The 3,106-nt window shown below is 32.9% G+C and carries 7 protein-coding genes; 6 read left to right on the forward strand and 1 reads right to left on the reverse strand.

Going from position 1 to position 3,106, the window contains the following annotated elements; translation table 11 throughout:
• Nucleotides 1–339: 339 nt before the first annotated feature.
• Complete coding sequence (locus tag IJI93_RS06135; protein ID WP_292821277.1) at nucleotides 340–480, reverse strand: hypothetical protein; 141 nt, start codon at nucleotides 478–480, stop codon at nucleotides 340–342.
• A gap of 209 nt (nucleotides 481–689) precedes the next feature.
• Between IJI93_RS06135 and IJI93_RS06140 the strand changes: the two genes are divergently transcribed.
• The 6 genes from IJI93_RS06140 to IJI93_RS06165 are packed head-to-tail and all read left to right on the forward strand — an operon-like array spanning nucleotide 690 to nucleotide 2,974.
• Nucleotides 690–947, forward strand: a complete 258-nt coding sequence (locus tag IJI93_RS06140; RefSeq protein WP_292821279.1) for a hypothetical protein — start codon at nucleotides 690–692, stop codon at nucleotides 945–947.
• A gap of 2 nt (nucleotides 948–949) precedes the next feature.
• A complete protein-coding gene (locus tag IJI93_RS06145; RefSeq protein ID WP_292821281.1) occupies nucleotides 950–1,546 on the forward strand; it encodes a hypothetical protein in 597 nt (198 codons plus the stop codon).
• A gap of 2 nt (nucleotides 1,547–1,548) precedes the next feature.
• On the forward strand, nucleotides 1,549–2,160 hold the full coding sequence (locus tag IJI93_RS06150; RefSeq protein ID WP_292821283.1) for a hypothetical protein: 612 nt from the start codon (nucleotides 1,549–1,551) through the stop codon (nucleotides 2,158–2,160).
• Nucleotides 2,157–2,507 (forward strand): hypothetical protein, encoded by a 351-nt coding sequence (locus tag IJI93_RS06155; protein ID WP_292821285.1) that lies wholly within the window; start codon nucleotides 2,157–2,159, stop codon nucleotides 2,505–2,507. The genes IJI93_RS06150 and IJI93_RS06155 overlap by 4 nt, the downstream gene beginning before the upstream one ends.
• The gene (locus IJI93_RS06160) at nucleotides 2,504–2,710 is read left to right on the forward strand and encodes a hypothetical protein (protein ID WP_292821287.1); all 207 of its coding nucleotides are present in this window, start codon (nucleotides 2,504–2,506) and stop codon (nucleotides 2,708–2,710) included. Before IJI93_RS06155 ends, IJI93_RS06160 begins: the two co-directional genes overlap by 4 nt.
• 6 nt (nucleotides 2,711–2,716) lie before the next feature.
• Nucleotides 2,717–2,974: a hypothetical protein gene (locus IJI93_RS06165; protein ID WP_292821289.1), complete on the forward strand. Its 258-nt coding sequence runs from the start codon at nucleotides 2,717–2,719 to the stop codon at nucleotides 2,972–2,974.
• The last annotated feature ends 132 nt before the right edge of the window (nucleotides 2,975–3,106 follow it).

Here is a 3,106-nt window from a genome sequence, read left to right on the forward strand (position 1 = left end):
AAATATATTGTAAAACAAGATTATAAATAATTGAAAAAACAGATATTATAATTGTAACATTCGCAATATGACGATGTGGTCGACGGTGTTGGCGCACCTCACACATCGCATACTGCCGGTTACTAAAAATAGTCCACGGGAGACGTGAAAGTATCTTTGTAACCAATAATTATTTATGGTTAAAATACTATTTAAATTTTTGTTTATTTGCAAAATCAAATATGCAAGAATTTAAATTAGTCGCAAACGAAATGCGAGGTTCTAAATCATTAGCGAATGCTATCGCTAATTTTTTCAATGATAATTTTTTGAAAAAATTATTAAAAATCATGAATAATTTTACTCCTTATTTTCACGAACATAATCCTCAACAAGTTGGTTCATGATTGCTTTGACAGTTGTTTTCTGTCTCTTTGCAATGATGTTGATTTCAGTTCTTAAATCTTCATCAATATCAAATACCATTCTAACTGTTGTCATTTAAAGCTCCTCCACTTTTTTTAGTAACTTCTATGTGTTATATTTGTTAATAACATTATTTAAAGTTAATTATATTTACTTAAATAATGTTTTAAGATTATAATATAATATAGTAAACTTTAAATAAGACTTAGTATAAATTAATAATCAAGAAGAATTTTCAATGTTTTGGCGGACAATGAAAAATCTTCAAAAAATAAAAGGGAGACGTGAAAGCGTTGACATTAGAAATAGAAAATGAGAAATTAATAATCGATGGCCGTGTCATCGGCGATGAAGAAAAAATAATTAGTCATCTTGAAAAATCACTCAAGTATGATGAATGTAAACCTATTTTTGAAGAATTAAAAACCGAAAACACTTTACTCAAAGAGAAATTAGAACATATTTCAATTTGGGATTTAAGTGAAGCTGAACAAGAAAAAGCTGGTAGAGCATTAGCCAGAGCTTTATTAGGTGGTGCATAACTATGACCGCACCAACCAAACTCTTTTTAGAATTCGATGACATCCCACAACATAACCGTTGGGAAGTAATTGATGAAGAAGGTTTTTGCATAGGAGACGGTGCTGAAATTGACAATGCTGTTGCATCAGCAAGAAAAAGAAGTAACGCACCCATCTATTTAAATGGCGAATTATATGATGAAGTGAAAAAGAATACCTCTTCTAAACTCTTTTTAGACTTTAAGGAAGATAGCAAATTCCACGTCATTGATGAAAACAAAAAATCTATCGGAGCTGCATACGAAATTCCTGATGCAGTTAAACAAGCAAGACTTGTTTCCAATGTTCCAATTGATTTTGAAGACTCATACTGTGGTTTTACTCGCCTTATGGTAACTGAAAAACCATCTGAAGCTATTGCAGATTCTGAAACTTTCATCGCTGCATTAGCAGAAATAGGAGGAATGAAAGTCACTAAACTATTCGATGACAACATGCACTTCATCGGATACACCATGGACCCTATTGAAGAAAACGATTTCATAAAAGCAGAACTTGCAACAGAACAACTTGAAAATGAGCAAGTATCTGCAATAGGTAGTTACTTAGGAGATGATTAATAATGATGATCTCCTTAGTATCAGATTCTGAATTATCAGAAATGAAATCAACTCTTAGAGCATTACGCAAAAAGAGAGATAAAGTTTCTGTAGAAATTGCTGAAAAATTAGGTATAACTGGATCATATGTTATATCCCAGTTAAACCTCAATGACCCAAGAGTCACTCATTTAAGAGATGAACTCTACAGATTAGAGTCAAAAATCGATGAACTATTCTGGGAAATTGAAGAAGCAGAAGCAATCCAAAATAATGAACATGACCGTTATCTTGCAAGAAAAAAATGCACAGAATTTTTAGGAGCTTTAGGTGATAAAGCAGCAAATGAGTTCTTAATACAAAACCACCTGACAACAATTACATTAGTGGAAGAAGTATTAAAAAATCCTAATTTTCTTAAAGAAAAATACACTCAAGGACCTAACAATTCATGGTTGCCAATAATTAGAATCGAAGATAACATGGTTTTTGTTAAAACCATTCGTGGAGTTGAACCTGCAAGAAAAGCAAATGCTAAATGCGAAGAAGTTAAAGTCGGAGATTTAGCATTATGCAAATCAGTACGTAATCACCTATTCATGATAGATTACACACATCAAGGAGTGGAAGCATGAATGAAACCACAACAAAAATCAGAAAAAACTACCATTCCATTGTAGACGCATGTAAACTAAACACAATGGAAAAATGGGTAATCGAAGAGGAAATCACTGACACACTCTATGAAAAAGGATATGAAATTGTTAATGTTTGTACTGCACCATGTGAACATGGATATTTCAATGCATTAGAATGTTTCACTACTATTGCAGATAAATTAGCAGAACAAATCAAAAACAAAGGATTTGAAATTATCCAAAGAAAAAATCCAAATAAAAAAAGCATTTCCTGGATAATATTCCCATACAACCTCTGCATTGAACTAGCAGATCATGTTGCTGATTTTGAGGTGATAAAATGAAAGAACCCGCAAGATTAGCTAAACAACAAGAGATTAATGTTTCTCCGTTTAACTTAAGTGGTTGGGTGTTACTACACCCAACTGCAATAATTTTTGCAGTAATGTTTACATTGTTCATCTGTGGATCATTATACTTTGCCTTCACAGGCCATGCTGCTGTTGACAGTGGAGGTATGAGGAATTTTTTAGCAAACGGGATGTGATTACTAATGAAATGTATTGACATTCGAGACATCCAACCCCATGACTCCATCTCAGATGTATACACCACCAGTAAATTCATTGAACGCAAAGGAATACCTATTGATGAATTCACATTAGGTAATTGTCATGAGGCAATCGAAGAAGCAGTAGATGACCATCAATTACCTATTACTCAAGTAGTAATGGAAGAAGCATATCCAACTGATAATGGAATCCAATCATGGACCACTATCGAAGGATACATTATAGGAGGTTCAAGTTAAAATGAAGACATTTAAAGAGTCATGCGAAGACATGACAAAACTCATAGAATCATGTTGGGATGAAAACAACCCAAATGATGGTAAAACTTTCGATGAAAGGTTAGCAGAAAAAACTGCTAATCTTGAAGGCCA

It is taken from the genome of Methanobrevibacter sp., from assembly GCF_017431965.1.
In the GTDB taxonomy this organism is placed as follows: Archaea; Methanobacteriota; Methanobacteria; order Methanobacteriales; family Methanobacteriaceae; genus Methanocatella.